Genomic DNA, 19,011 nt, shown 5'->3' with positions numbered 1-19,011 from the left:
TCGTCCACCACCTAAACTAGCGGTGTTAGTTTTCGGGCACCAGCCGTCCCGGGAGATCGGGCACCTCAGGAGATCAGTCGCTGCGGGAACTCGCACGCCTCGGGGCGGCAGACGTCCGAGGGCGGCACACGCCGCGCCGGATCAGAAGTCGACCCGCGCCCGGTCGTCCACCCGCGCCACCGCCTCCTGGCCGAAGGCCCTCTCGTACGCGCGGCGGATCTCCTCGATCCTCCGGTCGCTGGCCGCCGCCCGCTCCACCGGGTACAGCAGGATCAGCTCGTAGGACCGCTCCTTCTCGATGGTGCCGCCCGCGTCCCGCCACTGCCCGCGCCCGCTCTGCACGGTGAGCCCTTCGGGGAAGTCCGGGGTGACCTCCCGGTCGACGAAGCGGGTGAACTGCGCGTCGGTGACGGCCGGACCGCCGTCGGGCCGCGCGGTCCCGAAGAAGAGCTGGGTCTCGACGTACGGCTCGCCGCGCCGCGGCGCCCGGCCGGAGCCGTCGTCGAGGGTGGCGTAGGCGGTCGGCGCGCCGACGGCGAGCAGGACGGCGACGGTGGCGAGGACGGCCCGGCTCCGGGTGAGGTGCACGTTCATGCCCTCATCCCTAGTGGGGTCACTCGTCCAGGTCGGGCAGCCGCGCCGGGGCCGGGGAGATCCGTTCGCCGTGCTGGTCGAAGACGAACAGGTGGGCGATGTCGACGAGCAGCGGGACGTGCATGCCGCGGCGGAGGTCGATGTCGGGGGTGGTGCGGACGACGAGGTCGCCGGGGAGGCGGCCCTCGGGCGGCGCGGGTTCGGAGCCGGGGGCCAAGTCCGTGGGGTCGTCCAGGAGCCCCACCGGGCCGCCCCGCAGAGCGCCAGCACGCTCTCGGAAACGCTCCAGGACCGTGCCCTCACGGCGCCGGCGCCTGGCCGGACGGTGGGCGGGGCGCGGGGCCTCCAACTCGGGTACGAGGGCGGGCCGGGAGCCGGTGTTGAAGTGGACGAGGATCTCGTGCCCCTGGAACTCCACGTGCTCCACCAGTCCGCTGATCGCCACCTCGCCGGGGCGTGCGGCGGCCGGCTTGGCGATCCGCACGGCCTCCGAGCGGAGACCGACGATGACCTCGCGCCCCTGCTGGACGCGGAGCAACTGGTGGTCCAGGGAGAGGGGTTCGGGCAGCCGGAGGTACTGCTTGCCGAGGCTGATGGTCATCGCCCCGTCCAGTGGGGCCCGGACCATACCGCGCAGCAGGTTGATGCGCGGGGTGCCGATGAAGGCGGCGACGAACACGTTGCGCGGCAGCGCGTAGACCGAACGCGGGGTGCCCAGTTGCTGGAGCACGCCGCCGCGCAGGACGGCGACCCGGTCGCCGAGCGACATCGCCTCGGTCTGGTCGTGGGTGACGTACACCGTGGTGACGCCCAACTGCCGGGTGAGGGCGGTGATCTCGGCGCGCAGGTGGTTGCGGAGCTTGGCGTCGAGGTTGGACAGCGGCTCGTCCATCAGGAACGCGGACGGGTGGCGGGCGATGGCCCGGCCCATGGCGACGCGTTGGCGCTCACCGCCGGAGAGCTGGGCCGGCAGCCGGTCGAGGAGGTCCTCGATGCCCAGCATGCGGGCGGTGGCGTCCACCCGCGGGGCCGGGTCCTCGCCGGGTGCCTCGATGCGCAGCGGGAAGCCGATGTTGCGGCGGCTCGTCATGTTCGGGTAGAGGGCGAAGTTCTGGAACACCATCGCCATGTCCCGCTCGGAGGGGACCAGGTCGTTGGCGTACTCGCCGTCGAGCAGCAGCTCTCCCTCGGTGATCTCCTCCAGACCGGCGATCATCCTGAGCACGGTGGACTTGCCGCAGCCGGAGGGTCCGAGCAGCACCAGGAACTCGCCGGGCGCGATGTCCAGCGACAGCCGGTCCACCACGCGGACGCCTCGCGTGTAGGTCTTGCTCACGTCGTGCAGAGAGATGGCGCGTGTCATGGCAGGTGCCCCCGAGGGCTCACTGAGCGAACGCTGGTGCTCCGCGGTCGGACGCCACGTGCGGTTCGTACGGGGCGTGTGGGTCACGGAAGTTAACGGATTGTGTGCGCCCGGGGAAGCCGCTTTGCGGTATCGGGACATTCGGTCCGGCTGGTGAGAAAGCGGAGGGAGGGGCTCAGTGCGCGGGGGCGGGCGGGTGCGGCTCGCGGACCGCGGTGAGGTGGGCGAAGACGACGGCGTTGCCCGAGTAGCCGGTCCTGCGGTCGTAGGTGCCGCCGCAGGTGATCAGCCGGAGTTCGGGACGGCCGCGCGGGCCGTAGACCTCCCGGTTGGGGAAGTGCGCCTTCTCGTACGTCCGGATGGCGTCGACGGTGTAGACGGCGGTCCGTCCGTCGGCCCGCCGCACCTCGACGAGTCGGCCCGGTCCCAGTTCGGTGAGGCCCGCGAAGACCGCCGGGCCGGTGTCGGTGTCCAGGTGGCCCACGGCGACCGCGGTTCCCTGTTCTCCGGGGGACGGCCCGTTCTCGTACCAGCCCGCCAGGTTCGGTTGGTCGTCCGGCGGTGCGGGCAGGCGCCGCCGGCGGTCGAGCCGCAACGCCATGAGCGGGGCGTCGAGCCCCAGGTAGGGGATGGTGAGCCTGGTCGCCCGGGAGCGCGGCAGGGTGCTGGGCGGCGACGGGGCCGGGGAGCGGCCGGTGGCGCGGGCCGGCGTCCGGCGGGGCCGGGCGGGGACCGTGCCGGAGCCGGGACCGTGGCCGGGGTCTGCCGCCGGGCGCTTCGGCGTCGGCCCGGCCGTGCCGGTGCCCGGCTTCGGCGGGGCCTCCCGGACCGTGCCCGGGCCGGTCGGGAACCCGGTGGGCGCGGGGCCGTGCAGTCCGGTGCCGGTCGTGAGCCCCTGGGGCGTCGGCTGGTGCGCGGGGGCGCGGGGGCCGCCGGTACCCGGCGAGGCGGTGCTGACCGCCTCGCCGGGCTCCTCGCCGTTCGACCACCAACTGACGCCCGCCACCAGGGAGATGGCCAGGACGACCGTCCTCGTCAGGCGGTAGGCGCGCTTCCGGTACCAGGGACCGCGAGTCCGCCTGCGGGTACGCCTACGCGGCGCCATGCGCGCGGCGCCGGAGCCGGAACCAGGCCATCCCGCCGACGGCGGCCAGGCCCACGGCGGCGGCACCGGCGACCGGGGTGAACGCGTCGGCGCGGGCGAGACCGCCGCCACCGGCGGGGGGACCGCCGTTGGGGCCGCCGCCGGGACCGCCCGAGACACCGGGACCGTTCGGTCGGTCCGGGCAGTCGACCTTGAAGACCTTGTGCTTGCCCGCGCCCTGGCCGCCGGCGATCTTCCACGTCAGCTTGTAGTGGCCGGAGGGCAGGGTCAGGTTCCCGGTGGCGCCGGACCCGCCCGAGAGGGTGGCGACACCGGACAGGGTGGCGGTGGTGCCCGCCTGCGCGGACTGCGGCTCGATGGTCCAGGTGATGCTCTGGGCCACGTCGAAGTTGAAGGCGTCGAGGTAGAACAGGCAGACCTTGGGCTGGTTGAGGTGCGCGGCGGCGGCCGTCCCCACCGAGTGCACCTTGACGTCTCCGTTGTCACCGGGAGCGGCGACCGCGGGCGCGCCGAGGAGCGCGACCGAGCCGACGGCGAGCGCTGTCAGTGCCGCGGCTCTGCGCGGGTGGGACGAGGTCGACATACGAGACCCTCCGAATCAGGTGATTTTCCTACGAATTTCTCTTCACCTGACTCCATGTCATGTCGGACCCGCGCGGTGCGGGAGCAGCGCCGGACGCGCCGTCAGATATCGCTCTTCCGGCTCAAGGGCCGGCGCAGCCGACGGCCCGCCGAAGTCGACGCACCGGGCCCCCGTGCGGGCTTCCCCGGGGAACGCAGGGCGACTCCGGAGGACACCAGCAGCAGCGCGCCGAGCATCACGAAGGGCGCGGCCATGCCGGCGACCCCCGCGATCAGGCCGGCCGCGGCGGGGGCGGCGACCTGGCCGAGCCGGTTGCCGGTGAGGCGCAGGGCCAGGGCGGTGGAGCGGGCGTCGTCGGGGGCGGCCTGGACGACCGTCGTCATGGACAGCGGCTGTCCGACGCCGAGGCAGAACCCGAGGGCGGCGAGGATCAGGGCGAGCCCCCACACCGGCACCGGCAGCGCGATGCCGGCGCACAGCACGGCCGCCAGCAGACAGGTGACGGTGAGCAGCAGGGACCGGCCCAGCAGCCGCAGCAGCGGCGTCAGTACCAGGCGGCAGGCGATCGTCGCGGCGGCACGCAGGCTGAGCAGCAGGCCGATCACGGACGGGGCGATGCCCCGGTGTTCGCCGACCACCGGAAGGTAGGCGGTGAGGATGTCGGTCGCGGAGAGCACGGCGAGGCTGATGAAGATGCCCGCGGGCACGCCCCGGGCGCGCAGGATACGCCGGACGGGGACACGGTCGCCGGAAGCCGGACCGGACTCGGACGTCGCACGGTCCTCGATGCGCCACAGCGAGGTGAACGCGACGGCGGCTCCCGCCCCGGCCACGACCAGGGCGAGCGCGCTGGTGCCCGCCATGTCCCGGCCGCCGATCAGGGCGCCCGCCGCGACCGGGCCGATCAACTGGCCGAGGGAGGCGCCGATGGTGAAGTGGCCGAAGTTGCGGTCCTGTTCGTGCGGGGCGGACTGGCGGGCCACCAGCGACTGGGCGCCGATCACGAAGCAGAGGTGGCCAAGGCCCATCACCCCGCTCCAGATCGCCATCGCCGACAGGGAGTTCGCGAGGCCGCTGAGCGCACAGCCGCCGGATATCAGGACCACGCCGACGGGCAGCAGCGGTGCACAGCGGCCGTGGTCGGTGCGGCGGCCCAGCGGCACGGCGGCGAACAGCGGAAGCAGCGCGTACACGCCGGCTATGACACCGATCGCCCGCTCGTCGGCGCCCAGCGCGAGGGCCCGGTAGGACACGGCGGGCCGGGCCATCGACACCGCCGCCTGCGCGAAGCTGAAGGCGATGACGAGGCGGAGCAGCCAGCCTCGGTGTCCACCGGGCCTCACGGTCGTTTCCTCCAGGGCGAGTCGGCCGACGGGACGGGTGCGGGTGCGGGGTACGTCAGATGGTTCCGAACAGCATTCCCGCCCCGAGGATGATCAGGCAGGTGAGCGCGGCCCACTTGACGACGAACTTCGTGTGGTCGCCGAACTCGACCTTGGCCATGCCGACCAGGACGTACACGGCCGGGACGAGCGGGCTCGACATGTGCAGCGGCTGGCCGACCAGCGAGGCGCGGGCCATCTCCAGCGGCGTGACGCCGTGCGCCGCGCCGGCCTCGGCGAGGACCGGGAGGACGCCGAAGTAGAAGCCGTCGTTCGACATGAAGTAGGTGAGCGGGAGGCTCAGGACGCCGGTGACGAGGGCCATGTGCGGGCCCATGCTCGTGGGGATGACGTCGACCATCCACCGGGCCATGTGGTCGACCATGCCGGTGCCCTGGAGGACGCCGGTGAAGACGGCGGCGGCGAAGACCATGCCGGAGACGTTGAGGACGTTGTCCGCGTGGGCGGCGAGACGGGCCTTCTGGTCGGGGATGTGCGGGAAGTTGACGGTGAGCGCGAGCGCGGCGCCGAGCAGGAACAGCACCGGGATCGGCAGCCACTCCATGATCATGGAGGTGAGCAGGGTGAGCGTGAGCAGCGCGTTGAACCAGTAGAGCTTGGGCCGCAGGGTGGCCCGGTTCGGGTCGAGGACCTGGAAGCGCTTCGCGTCGCCCTCGGCGTCGTCGTCGGCGTCGGCGGAACCGCCGGTGGTCGCGGCGCTCTTGCCCGTGCCGGACGCGCCCGAGGTGCCGGCGGCACCGGAGCCGGCGCCGACCAGAACCGTCTCGGCCTCCTTCTCCTCGACCTTCTCCTCCACCACCAGGACGTCGTCCAGGGTGAGCACGCCCAGCCGCTTGCGCTCACGCTTGCCGAGCACGTACGAGAGGACGAAGACGCCCAGCAGGCCGACGGCGAGGGCCGGGATCATCGGGACGAAGATGTCGCTGGCGTCCAGCTTGAGGGCGGTGGCGGCGCGGGCGGTGGGGCCGCCCCACGGCAGGGTGTTCATCACACCGTTGGCCATGGCGGCGACACCGGTCATCACGACCAGGCTCATCTTCAGACGCTTGTACAGCGGGTACATCGCCGAGACCGTGATCATGAAGGTGGTCGAGCCGTCGCCGTCCAGCGAGACGATCGCGGCGAGGACCGCGGTGCCGACCACGATCCGCATCGGGTCGGCCTTGCAGAACTTCAGGATCCCTCGAACGATCGGGTCGAAGAGACCGACGTCGATCATCACACCGAAGTAGACGATCGCGAACATGAGCATCGCCGCGGTCGGGGCGAGGCTGGTGACGCCGTCGATGACGTAGTCACCGAGCTTGGCGCCCTTCCCCACGAACACACAGAACAGTGCCGGGATCAGTACGAGCGCCGCGATCGGCGACATCTTCTTCAGCATGATCAGGACCAGGAAGGTCGCGATCATGGCGAAGCCGAGGATGGTCAACATGAGTGGATACCTAACGTTCGCCCTTGAACATCCCACCTGGGTGTCGGCGGTTCGTCGACGTTAGGACCGTTCAAACGGTGTTAACAAGACGTTGACGTGCGAGCAATAAGCGCAAAACTCCAGGTCACAGCTTTGCTCAGGTCAGAGGTCAGGTCAGCGCGGGGAACTTTTCGCTCACGGCGACCACCTCGACCGGCACACCGTTGAGAACCGCGTTGCCCGAGAGCGGGTCGAGGAGGCTGCCGTCGAGGATCTGGTTGACGTTGACCCCGGGGTCGGCGGCGGCATGGCTGAGCCGGGTGCCGGGCCGGTCGTGACCCCAGCCGTGCGGCAGGCTCACCACCCCCCGGCGTACGACGTCGGTGACCTCGGCGGGGGCGGTCACCTCTCCCCCGGCGCCCTTGATCCGCACGGGCGCCCCGTCCCGTACGCCGAGCCGTTCGGCGTCCTCGGGGTGGATGTGCAGGGTGCAGCGGTTGGTGCCGCCGGTGAGGGCGGGGACGTTGTGCATCCAGCTGTTGTTGGACCGCAGATGCCGGCGGCCGACGAGGACGAGCCCGGCCGGACGCTCAGCCATCGCCCGACGCAGCCGCGGCAGATCGCCGGCGATCGGCTGCGGCAGCAGTTCCACCTTGCCGCTCCTGGTCTTCAGGGGCTGCGGCAGCCGGGACCGGAGCGGGCCGAGGTCGATGCCGTGCGGGTGGGCGAGGAGTTTCTCCAGGTTCAGCCCGTCCGGCCGGACGCCGAACCCGTCGCCGTACGGGCCGAGGCGCAGCATCATGTCGAGCCGCCGCTCGGGGCCGGTCCCGCCGGACAGGAGCGCGGCGAGTTCCTTCGGGTCCCGGCCGTGCGCGGGCGAGTGGGGCTCCTCGACGGCCTTGGCGAGCCTCTGGTCGATGGCCAGGGCGTCGACGGCGGCCGGGTCGGCGCCGTGCATGCCGGTCGCGGCCAGGACCAGCCGGGCCAGGATCTCCGCCTCCGCCATCCGGCCGGGCTCCAGGGGCACGGCGGGGCGGGTGTAGCGGACCTGGTTGCGGACGGCGAGGGTGTTGAGGGCGAAGTCGTGGTGCGGGCTCTGGGAGGGCGGGGGCGGCGGCAGCACCACGTGGGCGTGGCGCGAGGTCTCGTTCAGGTACGGGTCGACGCTGACCATGAAGTCGAGCGAGTCGAGGGCCTTGTCGAGGCGGTTCCCGTCGGGGGCGGACAGGACCGGGTTGGCGGCGACGGCGACGAGCGCCCGGACCGGTTCGCCCTCCTCGGTCGCCGTGTCGATCTCCTCGGCGAGCGCGGAGAGCGGCAGCTCGCCCTTCGCCTCCGGGTGCCCGCTCACCCGGGAGCGCCAGCGCCCGAGCCCGAAGCCGTGGCCGGGACCGGCGGGGCGGGGTGTGCGGTCGGTCGCGGCCTGCGGGAAGAGGGCACCGCCGGGGCGGTCGAGGTTGCCGGTGAGGATGTTGAGGATGTCGACGAGCCAGCTGGCGAGGGTGCCGTGCGGCACCGTGCAACTGCCGATGCGGCCGTACACGGCGGCGGTGGGGGCGGCGGCGAGTTCGCGGGCCAGGGTGCGGATGGTGGCCGCGTCCACGTCACAGGCCTCCGCCACGGCCTCCGGGGTGAAGTCCTCGACGGCCGCGCGCAGTTCGTCGATTCCCTGGAGGTGCGCGGCCGACTCGCCCGGCTCCACGAGGCCTTCCTCGAAGAGGACGTGTGCCATCGCCGCGAGCAGCAGGGCGTCGGTACCGGGCCGGATCGCGAGATGCCGGTCGGCGAGTTTCGCGGTGCGGGTGCGGCGGGGGTCGACGACGGTGAGGGTGCCGCCGCGGGCCTTGAGCGCCTTGAGCTTGCCGGGGAAGTCGGCGGCGGTGCACAGACTCCCGTTGGACTCCAGGGGGTTGGCGCCGAGCAGCAGCAGGTGGTCGGTGTGGTCGAGGTCGGGTACGGGGATGGCGTTGGCGTCGCCGTACAGCAGCCCGCTGGAGACGTGCTTGGGCATCTGGTCGACCGTCGACGCGGTGAAGACGCTGCGGGTGCCGAGGCCGGCGAGCAGCAGCGGCGGGTAGAGCGCGCCGGCCACGGTGTGGACGTTGGGGTTGCCGAGGACGATGCCGACCGCGTTCGGGCCGTACCGCTCGACGACGGGCCGGATCCCGGCCGCGACCGCGTCGAACGCCTCCTCCCAGGTGGCCTCGCGCAGCTCCCCGTCCTTGCGGACGAGCGGGGTGCGCAGCCGGTCGGGGTCCCCGTCGACGGCCCCGAAGGAGGCCCCCTTGGGGCAGATGAACCCCTGACTGAACACGTCGTCACGGTCACCGCGGGCACCGGTCACCCGGGTCCCCTCGATGGTGAGGGTCAGACCGCAGGTGGCCTCGCAGAGGGGGCAGATGCGCAGGGCGGTACGGGAGTCGATGGTGGACACGGGTCCTCCGGAGAGTGGCGGCGACGGTGACGCACGGACTCCGGCCGAGCATACCGACCGGTATGAACGGAGGGGAGGGTTCGCCGGAGGTGGGGTCGGATATCCGCGAGCCGCCGGCCGGGCCCTCGGTCGGTCCACGGGCCGGGGCGGTCGGGCCAAGGACCGGGGCGGTCGGGCAGTCGGGACGCGCGGGGCGGGGCGGGCCGACCGGTCGGGACGGTCAGTCCAGGACCCGTGCCAGATACGCCCGCAGCAGCTCCCGCGCCTCCTCGATGACCTTCTCGTCGCCGTTCGGCGCCATGCGGAAGGCCAGGTGGACGAGGGTGTCGGCGGTCTCCACGGCGATCAGGAAGGTGCGGCGCAGGGACTCGTCCGGGGTGCGGTCGAGGTAGCCGGAGAGGAGGTCGGTGAGGCGGTCGGCGACCCGGTGGTTGGGTTCGGCGTCACGCGATCCGACGGGGATCTGGTTGCCGAAGTCGACCAGGGAGAAGCCGGGGGCGGTGCGCTTCATGGCGAGGTACTCGTCGAGCACGGCGTCCATGGCCGCGCGCCAGCCGCCCTCGCCGGTGTGCTTGAGGCGCTCGGTGACGCGGTCGGTGTAGCGCTCCAGGTTGCGCCGGGCGAGGGCGTCGGCCATCGCGCGCTTGTTGCCGAAGAAGCGGTAGACGGAGCCGATGGGGACGCCGGCGCGGAGGGCGACGGCGCGGGTGCTCAGGGCGTCGTAGCCGACCTCGTCGAGGAGGTCGGCGGTCGCGTCGAGGATCCTGGCCAATCGTTCGGCACTGCGCCGCTGCACGGGCGCACGACGGAGCGATGTCGCTTGGGGCACGGGCTTCATGATGCCTTTCCGCCGTGGTCCGGGGAACCTCGCCCCTCGGTTCCGGCCCCGGGACCCGGCACGCCCGGCGCCCCGGAACCGGTTCCGGTCCCGGAGGGGTCCGGCGCCGACGACCCCGACGCCGTGATGTCGGCCGTGCTCTCGATCGGCTCGCCGTCCACCGCCCAGACCGTGCCGTCGTCGGCGTAGAGGCGGGCGGTGACGTGATGGGTGCCGTGCGGGACGTAGCGGGCGGAGAGGCGGTACTCGGGGGTGCGCAGGCGGGCGACGGAGCGACCGTCCACGAAGAGGCGGACGACGCCGTGGCCGGCCTCGGCCTTCGTCGTCCCGGCGGGCGAGAGGCGGAAGTCCTGGAGGGTCAGCCGGACGTTCCAGCCGTCGTCGTCGGCGGGCTGCACCTCGATGCCCACGTCGGGTGCCGCCTCGCCGTCCACCTCCCGGTAGTGCCGCCCTTCACCGTCCGTGTCCCCCAGGACCTTGCCCACCGGCGAGGGCGAGTCGCCGCCCCGCCGGTCCTCCCCGCTGGTGCCACAACCCGCGGATCCGGTCAGGAGCAGGACACAGATCGCGAGCGTGGCAGGAAGTGCTCGCGTCCACGCCATGCCGGGGAGCGTAGAACACCGGTACGACACCTCGTATCCCCCTGGAGTCTGGTTCCGGACGGCTCCACTCGTCCTCCAAGAGGAGGCCGCCAGGACCGGAGGAGGGGCCTCCGGGGCGACGAGCTGCCCGTGCGGCCCTCTTGCGCCGGGGAAACCGCAATCCTACGGTGATACATAGGAATCAGACCGCAAGGGAGCGATCATGAGCGATGGGGGCACCTCCCGCGCGAGCGCGTTCGAGCGTGGGGGAGCACGGAAGACCGCCGAGGCACTCACCTACCTCTCCGGTTTCGGCAACGAGCACAGCTCGGAGGCCGTCCCGGGCGCACTCCCGGACGGCCGCAACTCTCCCCAGCGCGCCCCGCTCGGGCTCTACGCGGAGCAGCTCAGCGGTACGGCGTTCACCGAACCCCGGGCGCACAACCGCCGCTCGTGGCTCTACCGCATCCGTCCCTCCGCCGCGCACCCGGCGTTCACGCACACACACAATGGCCGGATCCGTACGGCGCCCTTCACGGAGTCCGTGCCGGACCCGAACCGGCTGCGCTGGGACCCACTGCCCGCCCCCACCGAGGGCACCGACTTCCTGGCCGGCCTGTGGACGCTCGGCGGCAACGGCGACGTGACCCAGCGCACCGGCATGGCCGTGCACCTGTACCACGCCGACTCCTCGATGGACCGCGTCTTCAGCGACGCGGACGGGGAGCTGCTGATCGTCCCGGAACACGGCGGGCTGCTGCTGCACACGGAGTTCGGGCGGCTTCATGTGGAGCCCGCACAGGTGGCACTGATCCCTCGTGGGGTCCGCTTCCGTGTGGAGCTGCTGGACACCTCGGCCCGCGGCTATGTGTGCGAGAACTATGGGGCCGCCCTCCGCCTCCCCGACCTCGGCCCCATCGGCGCCAACGGCCTCGCCAACCCCCGCGACTTCCGGGCCCCGACCGCCGCCTACGAGGATGTCGAGGGCCCGGTCGAGGTGGTGAACAAGTTCTGCGGCAACCTCTGGACGGCCACCTACGACCACTCCCCGCTCGATGTCGTCGCCTGGCACGGCAACCATGTGCCGTACACCTACGACCTGCGCCGTTTCAATGTGCTCGGGACCATCTCGTACGACCACCCCGACCCGTCGATCTTCACGGTGCTGACCTCGCCCTCGGACACCCCCGGCCTGGCCGGTGTCGACTTCGTGGTCTTCGCGCCGCGCTGGCTGGTGGGCGAGGACACCTTCCGGCCGCCGTACTTCCACAGGAACGTGATGAGCGAGTACATGGGGCTCATCGAGGGCGCCTACGACGCGAAGACCTCCGGTCCGGGCGGCTTCGTGGCGGGCGGCGGCTCGCTGCACAACATGATGTCGGCGCACGGCCCGGACCGGGACACCTTCGACCGGGCGAGCGCCGCGGCGCTCGGACCGCAGAAGGTCGACGACGGGCTGGCGTTCATGTTCGAGACCCGCTGGCCGGTGACCCTGACCTCGCAGGCGGCCCGGGCGGACCATCTGCAAGAGGGCTACGACGACGTGTGGCGAGGCATGGAACGGCACTTCCGCCCGCGGTGACGGCCGTTCGGTTGCACCGAGGATCCCCTACCGGTACGGATGGCCAGTGACCTCCTTCGCTCCGGACTCGATCGTCCTGAACCGCAAGCTGCCGCTCTGGTACCAGGTGTCGCAGTCGCTGCGCGCCTCGATACTGGGCCGCTCACCGCGGGACCCGCTGCGGCTGCCCACCGAGGAGCAGTTGGCGGGCCACTACGGGGTGAGCGTGCTGACCATGCGGCAGGCGCTGAAGGAGCTGGAGGACGAGGGCCTGATCTCGCGCCACCGCAGGCGCGGCACGTTCATCGAGCCGAACGCCCGCCGGGGCGCCCCGGTGCGGCTGCTCGGCTCGGTGGACGCGATCGTGGCCCAGCAGTCCGGCATGTCGACCGAACTGCTCGACCAGGGCAAGGCGTCCGTGCCGTCCGAACTCGCCGAGTACTTCCCGGACATCGACGAGGTGGCGACGTACCACCGCCTGCGCGGCGACGAGAAGAGCGGCGAGCCGACCAACCACGCCCGCAACTACGTCCGTCCCGAACTCGCCGCGCTCATCGACCCGGACGACCTGGTCCGCTGGCCGATGACCAAGGTGCTCAGGGATGTCGTCGGGGCGGACATCAGCCGTATCACCGACACCGTGGAAGCGCGCCTGGCGGACCCGGAGACGGCCCGCCTCCTCCAAGTCCCGCTGCTCAGCCCGATCCTGCACTACACCGGCGTCACCTACGACACGGCGGGACGGGTCCTGGACGCGGCGGTCATCCACTACCGGGGCGACCGCTTCTCCTTCACGGTGACGCTGGACGCCACGTAGCGCCTGGCCGGCGGTGCCGAGCGGAGGAGGACACGCCGGTTCCCCACCGCAGCCGACGGGCGCGGGCGGATGTCGGCACCCGACACGAGAGCCGACACCCACACCACCACGGCCCGGCCCACCCGGCCCCACGCCTCCGACACGATCCACCGAACCAGCCCGAACAACCGCCCCCGGACACGGCCGGAGAAGCACGGCGACCCGTCCCATCCACACGCAGCGGGGCGGCAGGGTACCCCCACGCAACAGCACCCAAGCCGAGGAACTCGCCGAAGCCCCCGCCCCGGGCGTGATCCGCAGGACGGGCCCGACGACCGCCCCCGGACACGGCCGGAGAAGCACGGCGACGCGTCTCGTCAACACAGGGCGGGGCTGCCGGGGGCACCCCGCACAACGGCGCCCGCGCCCGGTGAACTTGCCTAGGCCCGTGTCCTGGGCGTGATCCGCCGGACCGGCCCTGGTCCCCGTGTCGGAGACAAGTCGTACGATGCCAGGCGTGACGCACGACGACGCTCCGCCGCTGGCGGACCTGATGCCGTGGTCCGTCGCACCGCCGCGGCTGGGCCGGGGGTGGCCGACGGGCCCCGATCCGGCGTCCCTCAGGGCCCGCTGGGACGCCCTGGTGAAGGCCGAGGGTCCGGACCGGGAGATCCTGTTCGAGCCGAGCCGCTCGCGGACGCTGCGGTCGGCGGTCGGCCAGTTGCCGGGGCAGTCCGGCAGCACGGAGAGACTGGTTCGTGCGTCGGGGCCCTGCCCGGAGCCGGTGCGGGTCCTGCAGGCGCCCTTCGACGAGCAGTGGCTGATCCCCGACCACCGGCTGATCGACGCGGCCCGGCCCGAGTTGTGGCGGGTGGCGGACGAGCAGCAGGTCTTCGTGACGGAGACGCCGGACGCCCCCGGCCCGTTCCTCCTCGCGTCCTCCCGGCTGCCGCTCCTGCGCCCCGGCCGTGTCCGCCCCCTCTACCGCCGTCCGGGCGGGACGGAACCCAACCTGACACCGGGCCTGCTCGACCACCTGGCCACCCGCCTCGGCCTCTCCCCCACCCCGGCGGACCTGCTGGCCTGGACCGTGACGGCGGTACGCCCCGGCCTCGCCGGCCCGCTCACCGTCCCCCTCACCGAGGATCCCGAACTCTGGCTGCGCGGAGTCGAGTTGGGCCACCGCCTGCTCTGGCTGATGCGCCGCCACGGTGACCGCCCGAAGCTGCCGGGCGGTCGTCGCCCCTACGTCCGCTCACCCCTGCCCGCCCGCCCTGCCTCCGTGCACTACGACCGCGACGAGGAGAGCCTGCATCTCGACGAGGGCCGGATCTCCCCGGTGCCGCCGGAGTCCTGGGACTTCGAGGTGGGCGGGACACGCGTCCTGGAACAGTGGTTCGCGTCCCGTACCGCCGAGCCCGAGCCGGGCACCCTGGCGGCGATCCGCCCCTCGACCTGGCCGCAGGCCTGGACGTCGGAGCTGCTGGAGCTGATCACGGTCCTGGCGCTGATGGCGGAACTACGGCCGCAGCAGGCGGAGTTGGCGGCGACGGCAGCGGTCACCGCCCCGATCACGGCGGCGGAGCTGCGCGCCGCGGGCGTCCTGCCGGTGCCGGAGGCCGCACGCGGGCCCGCGTCGGTGCTGGACCACCACGAGGAGGGTCCGGAGGGCCAGTTCGCCCTGCTCTAGAGGCCCCTCCCACCCTTCCTGGCACCCCACGGACACCAGCGGTCTCACGCCCGCGGCGCGAAGCCGTCCAGCACCCGGACCAGCATCCGCTCGAACACCGCCTCCAGATCGATGGGCCCCGCGTCCTCAGTGAAGGCCGCGGCCAGCCGCGGATACGCGCCGGAGGCCACCTGGCTCCCCAGGTACGCCATCCGCATCGCGTTCTCCCGCTCCTGCGACCACGGCAGGGACCGCGCCCGCTCGGCCGTGGCCAGCTCGTTCGAGACGTACGCCGTCACGCACCCGTTGAGCATCCCGACCAGTTCCATCTTGGTGCCGTAGGGCGCGTCGAGCGGGTCCAGACAGGTCATGCAGTGCTCCAGGTAGCGCATGGCGTGGGGGCTGAAGCCGTAGACCGGTGACATCAGCCGGGGCAGCCAGGGGTGCCGGTACATCAGTTCCCGCGTCTGACGCGCCACCCGGAGCATGTCGGCCCGCCAGTCGCCGCTCGGCTCCCACGGTTCGTGCTCGCCGCTGACCGCGTCCACCATCAGTTCGTGCAGGTCCTCCTTGCGGGGGACGTAGTTGTAGAGCGACATGGTGCCGCAGCCCACTTCGGCCGCGACCTGCCGCATGGAGACACCGTCCAGGCCCTGCGTGTCGGCGAGGCGCACCGCCGCCGCCGCGATGTCCGCGCGCGTGAACGCGGGCTTCGGCCCTCGGCCCGTCCGCTCGGGACGGGCCCAGATCACTTCGGGTACGGCCGCTCGGCCCGCCATCGATCATCACCTCGGCCTCCATGCTAGTTACGTACAGCGTACGTAGTGCGCTATGGTCGAGCCATGACTTCTACGTACGCTGTACTTAGTGAAGGTCTGGAGAAGCGTTTCGGAACCGTCCATGCCCTGCGCGGCCTCGACCTCGCGGTGGCGACCGGCACGGTCTGCGGCATCCTCGGGCCGAACGGGGCGGGCAAGACCACGGCCGTACGCCTGCTGACCACGCTGCTGCGACCGGACGCGGGCTCCGCGCGGATCGCCGGGCACGACCTCGTACGGGAGGCGGCCGCCGTACGGAGCAGGATCAGCGTGACCGGTCAGGACGCGTCGGTCGACGGGGATCTGACCGGGCGCGAGAACCTGCGCCTGTTCGCCCGGCTGCACCGGGTGCGCGGGCCCGCCGAACGGGCCGGCGAGCTCCTGGACCGCTTCGGCCTGGCCGAGGCAGCCGACCGCCCCGCGTCCACCTACTCCGGCGGCATGCGACGCCGGCTGGACCTGGCGGCGAGTCTGATCCGCCGCCCCGAGGTGCTGTTCCTGGACGAGCCGACCACCGGACTCGACCCGGCCAGCCGCAACCTGATCTGGGCCGCGGTGCGCGAGCTCACGACGGACGGCACGACCGTCCTGCTGACCACCCAGTACCTGGAGGAGGCCGACCAACTCGCCCACGACATAGCCCTGGTGGACCGGGGGCGGGTCGCGCACACGGGTTCGCCGACCGAGCTCAAGTCGCTCATCGGGACCCAGGTCGAGGTGGTCGTCGCGCACCCGGACGCCCTGTCGAAGGCGGCGACCGTACTGGACCGACTCACCGGCACACAGCCGTCGTTCGACCACGAGCGGAACGCGGTCGGCGCGATGAGCCGGGACTCGACGCTCACCCTCCCCCGCCTGGTGCGCGAACTGGACGCGGCGGGCGTGCCGTTGCTGGACGCCAGTCTGCGTCCACCGACCCTCGACGACGTGTTCCTCCGACTGACCGAAGACTCCGACCAGCACAGGGAGCGTGTGGCATGACCACGTTGGCGTACGACGGAACCGCGATGCTGGGCCGTCAGCTGCGGCGGATGCGGAACAACCCGGGGCTGCTGATCCTGACCCAGACGATGCCGATCAGCATGCTGCTGTTCTTCGGCTATGTCTTCGGGAGCGCGCTGGCGATGCCGGGCGAGGAGTACCGCGCCTTCCTGGTGCCGGGGCTGCTGGTGGCGACGGCCGCGAACGGGATCATGACCGGGATGTTCCAGGCCGCCGGGGACACCCACCGGGGCGTGACGGACCGTTTCCGCACCCTTCCGATCAGCCGGGCCGCCGCGCCGCTGGGGCAGGCGGTGGCGGACCTGGTCGTCACGGCGGCCGGGACGCTGCCGCTGCTGCTGGTCGGCCTCGCGGTGGGCTGGCGGATCGAGGGGAGCGCCCTGGCGGCGGTGGGCGCCTTCGGCCTGCTGCTGCTGTTCCGGTTCGCGACCACCTGGATCGGGATCTTCCTGGGCCTGCTCACCCGCAGCGAGGAGGCGGCGGGCCAGCTCGGCGGGGCGACCTTCCTGCTGCCGCTGCTGTCCAACGCCTACATCCCGGCCGACGGACTGCCGGGCTGGCTGCGCACGGTCGCGGAGTGGAATCCGATCAGCGCGCTGGCGACGGCGCTGCGGGATCTGTTCGGCAACGCCCCCGTGCCTGAGGGGGCGGCCTGGCCGGTGGCGCACCCTGTCGCCGGTTCGCTGGCCTGGTGCGCGCTGCTGCTCGCGGTGTTCCTACCGCTCGCGGTGCGCAGGTACGCGCACGGCGAGCGCTGAGACGCCGGGCGGTCGAGCGGGGGTAGTTCGGTCCGGGGGGATTCGATCCGGGGAAGCGGGTCCGAGGGAACTTCGGTCCCGGGAACGTCGATACCGGGGGCTGGTTCGGTCCGGGGGAAGGGGAAACCACCCGCGCTCGGCGGGCACACCTGGCGGCTGCTGCGTGCCGTGGGGATGACGGTCGAGGGGATCGCAGCACTGCGCCGGAAGGGTGTGGCCGCCTGAGCGCGGGTCAGGAACGTCCGAACGCGTGGGCTCAGCGCCCGCCGAACAGCGAACGGCGCAGTCGGCGCAGTGGCGCGAAGAGCGAGACCCTGCTCACTCGCGCACCCCTGGGGCTGCGCTCGCGTGCGTCACGTGCGGTCAGCTCACGCATCAACGAGGTCGCCTCGGCCGTCTCCCGCTGCGGTACGGCAGGACCGCCCAGTACCGAGAGATGGCGGTCGAGGCGCGAACTGGTCGCGCTGCTCCCGCAGGTGATCGCAGGGACCCTCGCCCTGCTGCGCACTGTTATCTGTTCCATGTCACTCCCCACCCGTACGAGTCCACCCGGCCCGGGCAGGTTAACCCTATCGCTCCCTCGGGGCACTCGTGTATCGCGGTCACAGGATTCACCTTCCCCGTAAGGACGTTGACGACCCCTCTTTGATCACTCTCCGAATCCAACCGATTTCAGGGCGAGTTGGACAACCGGCTGGCTGGTGGGCTGCAGCGAGCCCCCGTCGGGCTCGACGGTCACAGCGAGTGACGTCGCCGAGGTCTCCAGACCGGATGCGACCAAGGGCGTGTCGTTGTCGAAGAGCCCCAGGGAGCGCGGTTGCGCGCCCGGGCGCATGAGCCACAGTTGGTGCACGCGGTCGCTCGCGAGGCCGCCGTACCCGCTCAGGGTGACAACCGCGCGCCCCTCCGATGCGGAGGCGATCACTCCGATACTGCGGCCCTGGGTGTCCTGTCCCGTCGTCGCCCGCGCGTCGGGAGCCGCCAGAACGTGGGCGATCTCACGCGACTGGGCCTGCTGGGCATCCAGTTGGTCCTGCGTCTGCCCGGCCTGGACGGCGAACAGGGCCGCGACCACGAGCGACGCGGCGGCGGTGGCCGTCGCGAACGGCACGAACAGCGGGATCCGGCGCCTCTCACGGGCGCGCGGCGGCGGCTGCACGCCCCACACGTGCGGCGGCAACTGGGACGTACGCGCGCGTGGCGCCTCCTTCGGGGCGCCCTCCTGCGGAGTCGCGCGGACGGCGGCCAGTACCCGTTCGCGCATCGCGGGCGGCGGCGGGGCGGCCGTGGACCAGGCGAGCCGGACGGCGTCCTCGGACAGGGCGCGCACCTCGGCGGTACAGCTGCCGCACTTCCTCAGATGCTTCTCGAAGCGGCGGCGCTCGTCGGGTTCCAGCGCGTCCAGGGCGTAGGGGGCGGCCAGGGAGTGGAGGTCCTCTCTGCGGAACAGGCTCATGCCACACCTCCCAGGCACTCCCGCAGACGGGTCAGTCCGTCACGCATCCGCGTCTTCACCGTGCCGAGCGGCAACGAGAGCCGCTCGGCCACTTCACGGTACGTATAGCCGTCGTAATAAGCGAGGGTGACCGACTGGCGCTGCAGGGCCGTGAGGCGGTCCAGGCAGCGGCGCACCCACTCGCGTTCGAGGCCGGCCTCCACCTCCTCGGTGACCTGGTCGAAGGCGGGGTGGTGGGACCGCCGGGCCTCCCGCTGCTCGCGCTCGCCGGCCGCTCGGGCGCTGCGCACCCGGTCGACGGCCCGGCGGTGGGCGAGGGTGAGGATCCAGGAGAGGGCGCTGCCCCGCCCCGGATCGAACCGCCCCGCGGACCGCCACAGTTCGAGCAGCACCTCCTGCGACACCTCCTCCGACTGCGCGGGATCCCGTACGACCCGGCGCACGAGCCCGAACACGGGCCCGGACACCAGTCCGTACAGCTCCTCGAACGCCCTCTGGTCACCGCCCGCCACGAGCATCAGAAGCTCGTCCGCCTCCACCCCGGCTTCCCCTCTCCGCACACCGCACCCGGCTCGCCCCGTCCCACGAGGTACTCGCAACGCACACACCTCCATATGGGGTTACGGATCAGCGGGC

At 72.3% G+C, this 19,011-nt stretch carries 18 protein-coding genes; 5 read left to right on the top strand and 13 right to left on the bottom strand.

From position 1 onward, the window contains the following. Positions 1-141 precede the first annotated feature (141 nt). The 9 genes from ACZ5VD_RS34280 to ACZ5VD_RS34240 all read right to left on the bottom strand — a co-directional run bounded on the left by ACZ5VD_RS34280 (position 142) and on the right by ACZ5VD_RS34240 (position 10,336). Complete coding sequence (locus ACZ5VD_RS34280) at positions 142-594, bottom strand: DUF3574 domain-containing protein (RefSeq protein ID WP_468684471.1); 453 nt, start codon at positions 592-594, stop codon at positions 142-144. Between the two features lie 19 nt (positions 595-613). Continuing rightward, positions 614-1,957: an ABC transporter ATP-binding protein gene (locus ACZ5VD_RS34275; protein ID WP_468684470.1), complete on the bottom strand. Its 1,344-nt coding sequence runs from the start codon at positions 1,955-1,957 to the stop codon at positions 614-616. Positions 1,958-2,132: 175 nt separating this feature from the next. After that, positions 2,133-3,062 carry a class F sortase gene (locus ACZ5VD_RS34270; protein ID WP_468684469.1) on the bottom strand — a complete coding sequence of 310 codons (930 nt, stop codon included), beginning with the start codon at positions 3,060-3,062 and terminating at the stop codon, positions 2,133-2,135. Continuing rightward, on the bottom strand, positions 3,049-3,645 hold the full coding sequence (locus ACZ5VD_RS34265) for a hypothetical protein (RefSeq protein ID WP_468552091.1): 597 nt from the start codon (positions 3,643-3,645) through the stop codon (positions 3,049-3,051). The genes ACZ5VD_RS34270 and ACZ5VD_RS34265 overlap by 14 nt, the downstream gene beginning before the upstream one ends. A 101-nt stretch (positions 3,646-3,746) precedes the next feature. Further along, positions 3,747-4,988, bottom strand: coding sequence for an MFS transporter (locus ACZ5VD_RS34260; protein WP_468684467.1), 1,242 nt, complete (start codon positions 4,986-4,988; stop codon positions 3,747-3,749). 55 nt (positions 4,989-5,043) lie between these two features. Next, positions 5,044-6,483: a CitMHS family transporter gene (locus ACZ5VD_RS34255; protein WP_468684465.1), complete on the bottom strand. Its 1,440-nt coding sequence runs from the start codon at positions 6,481-6,483 to the stop codon at positions 5,044-5,046. Positions 6,484-6,631: 148 nt separating this feature from the next. Then, positions 6,632-8,896, bottom strand: a complete 2,265-nt coding sequence (locus tag ACZ5VD_RS34250) for a molybdopterin oxidoreductase family protein (protein WP_468684463.1) — start codon at positions 8,894-8,896, stop codon at positions 6,632-6,634. A 220-nt stretch (positions 8,897-9,116) separates the two neighbouring features. Further along, the gene (locus ACZ5VD_RS34245) at positions 9,117-9,734 is read right to left on the bottom strand and encodes a TetR/AcrR family transcriptional regulator (protein ID WP_468552095.1); all 618 of its coding nucleotides are present in this window, start codon (positions 9,732-9,734) and stop codon (positions 9,117-9,119) included. Beyond that, the gene (locus tag ACZ5VD_RS34240) at positions 9,731-10,336 is read right to left on the bottom strand and encodes a hypothetical protein (protein WP_468684461.1); all 606 of its coding nucleotides are present in this window, start codon (positions 10,334-10,336) and stop codon (positions 9,731-9,733) included. Before ACZ5VD_RS34240 ends, ACZ5VD_RS34245 begins: the two co-directional genes overlap by 4 nt. 202 nt (positions 10,337-10,538) lie before the next feature. Here ACZ5VD_RS34240 and hmgA point away from each other — a divergent pair, with 202 nt between their 5' ends. From hmgA to ACZ5VD_RS34225, 3 genes are all read left to right on the top strand, one after another. Beyond that, a complete protein-coding gene (gene hmgA / locus ACZ5VD_RS34235; protein ID WP_468684460.1) occupies positions 10,539-11,897 on the top strand; it encodes a homogentisate 1,2-dioxygenase in 1,359 nt (452 codons plus the stop codon). Between the two features lie 46 nt (positions 11,898-11,943). Further along, positions 11,944-12,693, top strand: coding sequence for a GntR family transcriptional regulator (locus ACZ5VD_RS34230; protein ID WP_468552098.1), 750 nt, complete (start codon positions 11,944-11,946; stop codon positions 12,691-12,693). Positions 12,694-13,180: 487 nt separating this feature from the next. Further along, positions 13,181-14,362, top strand: coding sequence for a type ISP restriction/modification enzyme (locus ACZ5VD_RS34225; RefSeq protein WP_468684459.1), 1,182 nt, complete (start codon positions 13,181-13,183; stop codon positions 14,360-14,362). 44 nt (positions 14,363-14,406) lie between these two features. Here the strand turns inward: ACZ5VD_RS34225 and ACZ5VD_RS34220 are convergent, their stop codons facing one another. After that, a complete protein-coding gene (locus ACZ5VD_RS34220; RefSeq protein ID WP_468552100.1) occupies positions 14,407-15,120 on the bottom strand; it encodes a TetR/AcrR family transcriptional regulator in 714 nt (237 codons plus the stop codon). Between the two features lie 63 nt (positions 15,121-15,183). Here ACZ5VD_RS34220 and ACZ5VD_RS34215 point away from each other — a divergent pair, with 63 nt between their 5' ends. Both ACZ5VD_RS34215 and ACZ5VD_RS34210 read left to right on the top strand, forming a co-directional pair. Further along, a complete protein-coding gene (locus ACZ5VD_RS34215) occupies positions 15,184-16,140 on the top strand; it encodes an ATP-binding cassette domain-containing protein (protein ID WP_468552101.1) in 957 nt (318 codons plus the stop codon). Beyond that, positions 16,137-16,919, top strand: coding sequence for an ABC transporter permease (locus ACZ5VD_RS34210; protein WP_468684457.1), 783 nt, complete (start codon positions 16,137-16,139; stop codon positions 16,917-16,919). Before ACZ5VD_RS34215 ends, ACZ5VD_RS34210 begins: the two co-directional genes overlap by 4 nt. Positions 16,920-17,175: 256 nt before the next feature. Here ACZ5VD_RS34210 and ACZ5VD_RS34205 read toward each other — a convergent pair whose 3' ends face one another. The 3 genes from ACZ5VD_RS34205 to ACZ5VD_RS34195 form a co-directional block, all read right to left on the bottom strand. Next, a complete protein-coding gene (locus tag ACZ5VD_RS34205) occupies positions 17,176-17,442 on the bottom strand; it encodes a hypothetical protein (protein ID WP_468552103.1) in 267 nt (88 codons plus the stop codon). A 126-nt stretch (positions 17,443-17,568) separates the two neighbouring features. Next, complete coding sequence (locus tag ACZ5VD_RS34200) at positions 17,569-18,375, bottom strand: anti-sigma factor (protein ID WP_468552104.1); 807 nt, start codon at positions 18,373-18,375, stop codon at positions 17,569-17,571. Further along, positions 18,372-18,914: a sigma-70 family RNA polymerase sigma factor gene (locus ACZ5VD_RS34195; protein WP_468552105.1), complete on the bottom strand. Its 543-nt coding sequence runs from the start codon at positions 18,912-18,914 to the stop codon at positions 18,372-18,374. The genes ACZ5VD_RS34200 and ACZ5VD_RS34195 overlap by 4 nt, the downstream gene beginning before the upstream one ends. Positions 18,915-19,011: the final 97 nt, after the last annotated feature.

The sequence above is a fragment of the Streptomyces sp. NPDC032822 genome, from assembly GCF_055578825.1.
The sequence above is the reverse complement of the archived record's forward strand: the minus strand, read 5'-3'. Positions and strand labels throughout refer to the sequence as shown.

Bases quoted from the DNA above. Each gene is read 5' to 3' on its own strand.
- ACZ5VD_RS34255 (WP_468684465.1), bottom strand. From the start codon at position 6,483: ATGTTGACCATCCTCGGCTTCGCCATGATCGCGACCTTCCTGGTCCTG.
- ACZ5VD_RS34225 (WP_468684459.1), top strand. From the start codon at position 13,181: ATGCCAGGCGTGACGCACGACGACGCTCCGCCGCTGGCGGACCTGATG.
- ACZ5VD_RS34270 (WP_468684469.1), bottom strand. From the start codon at position 3,062: ATGGCGCCGCGTAGGCGTACCCGCAGGCGGACTCGCGGTCCCTGGTAC.
- ACZ5VD_RS34210 (WP_468684457.1), top strand. From the start codon at position 16,137: ATGACCACGTTGGCGTACGACGGAACCGCGATGCTGGGCCGTCAGCTG.
- ACZ5VD_RS34215 (WP_468552101.1), top strand. From the start codon at position 15,184: ATGACTTCTACGTACGCTGTACTTAGTGAAGGTCTGGAGAAGCGTTTC.
- ACZ5VD_RS34275 (WP_468684470.1), bottom strand. From the start codon at position 1,957: ATGACACGCGCCATCTCTCTGCACGACGTGAGCAAGACCTACACGCGA.
- ACZ5VD_RS34245 (WP_468552095.1), bottom strand. From the start codon at position 9,734: ATGAAGCCCGTGCCCCAAGCGACATCGCTCCGTCGTGCGCCCGTGCAG.
- ACZ5VD_RS34280 (WP_468684471.1), bottom strand. From the start codon at position 594: ATGAACGTGCACCTCACCCGGAGCCGGGCCGTCCTCGCCACCGTCGCC.
- ACZ5VD_RS34240 (WP_468684461.1), bottom strand. From the start codon at position 10,336: ATGGCGTGGACGCGAGCACTTCCTGCCACGCTCGCGATCTGTGTCCTG.
- ACZ5VD_RS34205 (WP_468552103.1), bottom strand. From the start codon at position 17,442: ATGGAACAGATAACAGTGCGCAGCAGGGCGAGGGTCCCTGCGATCACC.
- ACZ5VD_RS34265 (WP_468552091.1), bottom strand. From the start codon at position 3,645: ATGTCGACCTCGTCCCACCCGCGCAGAGCCGCGGCACTGACAGCGCTC.
- hmgA (WP_468684460.1), top strand. From the start codon at position 10,539: ATGAGCGATGGGGGCACCTCCCGCGCGAGCGCGTTCGAGCGTGGGGGA.
- ACZ5VD_RS34200 (WP_468552104.1), bottom strand. From the start codon at position 18,375: ATGAGCCTGTTCCGCAGAGAGGACCTCCACTCCCTGGCCGCCCCCTAC.
- ACZ5VD_RS34220 (WP_468552100.1), bottom strand. From the start codon at position 15,120: ATGGCGGGCCGAGCGGCCGTACCCGAAGTGATCTGGGCCCGTCCCGAG.